This is a genomic window from Streptomyces sp. NPDC002779 (assembly GCF_042888685.1).
Classification (GTDB): Bacteria; Actinomycetota; Actinomycetes; order Streptomycetales; family Streptomycetaceae; genus Streptomyces.
On sequence record NZ_JBIAQC010000082.1, the window covers coordinates 1 to 1,376 of the forward strand.

Genomic DNA, 1,376 nt, shown 5'->3' on the forward strand with positions numbered 1-1,376 from the left:
GGGGGTCTGTGTGGCGAACGGTGGAACTCAGTCGGTTTTGTTCAGCGTCGTCCGGCGGTGAGCCGGCCGTCGAAGGTGATGTCGAAGGCTTGGAGTGCGGCCTTCCAACGCATGGTCCAGCGTTTGCGTCCGGTGCCGGTCGGGTCCAGGCTCATGACGGCCAGGTAGACGCACTTGAGAGCGGCCTGGTCGGTGGGGAAGTGTCCCCGGGCCCGGACGGCCTTGCGGATCCGCGCGTTGATGCTCTCGATCGCGTTGGTGGTGCAGACGATCTTGCGGATCTCCACGTCGAACCGGAGGAAGGGCACGAACTCCGCCCAGGCCGCCTCCCAGAGCCGGACGATCGCCGGATACTTCCCGCCCCAGGTGTCGGTGAACTCCACGAACCGCTCCAGCGCAGCCTCTTCAGTCGGGGCGGTGTAGACGGGCCTGAGTGCCTTCGCGATCTTCTCCCAGTCCTGCCGGGCCGCGTAACGAAAGCTGTTCCTCAGTAGGTGAACGACGCAGGTCTGGACGATTGTCGCAGGCCAGACCGTGTTCACGCGTCCGGGAGGCCGGTCAGGCCGTCGCAGACCAGCATCAGGACATCGGCCGCGCCGCGGTTCTTGATCTCGGTCAGGACCTGGAGCCAGTACTTCGCGCCCTCCCCGCCATCGCCGATCCACAGACCCAGAATGTCCCGGTGGCCCTCGGCGGTGACCGCCACCGCCATGTAGACGGGCCGGTTGGCGACCTGCCCGTCCCTGACCTTCACGTTCACACAGTCGATGAAGACGACCGGGTAGACGCTGTCCAGGGGACGGTTCTGCCATTCCGTCATGCCGGCCATCACGCTGTCGGTGATCGTGGAGATGGTGGACTTGGAGATCTCCGCGCCGTACACCTCGGCGAGATGCGCGGAGATCTCCCCGTGCGTCAGCCCTTTCGCCGACAGCGACAGGACCATCTCGTCCACCCCGCCCAGACGCCGCTGACGCTTCTTGACCAGTTGCGGCTCGAACGACCCGGCCCGGTCCCGCGGCACCGTGATCTCGACCGGCCCCGACTCGGTGATCACCGTCTTGGAGCGGTGCCCGTTGCGGTAGTTCTCCCGGCCGCCCTCGGCCCGCTCACCGGGCTCGTGCCCCAGATGATCAGTGAGCTCGCCCTCCAGCGCGGACTCCAGCACCCGCTTCGTCAGCTGCTGCAGCAGGCCGCCATCCCCGGTGAGCTTCAGCCCACCGGCCTGGGCCCGGGCCACCAGCTCGGCGACCAGCCCGTCATCCACGGCGCCCGCCCCACTCACAACGGCCTCCCCGGCCCCGATGTCACTCGCCACGTCAGTCATCAACTGTCGCTTCCAGCTCGGGAGTTACACCGCTCACCGTACAGACCCG

At 67.3% G+C, this 1,376-nt stretch carries 1 pseudogene; it reads right to left on the reverse strand.

The features are described 5' to 3' along the window. Positions 1-41: 41 nt before the first annotated feature. Positions 42-1,330, reverse strand: a pseudogene (locus ACFYW5_RS37965) (IS256 family transposase). Positions 1,331-1,376 lie beyond the last annotated feature (46 nt).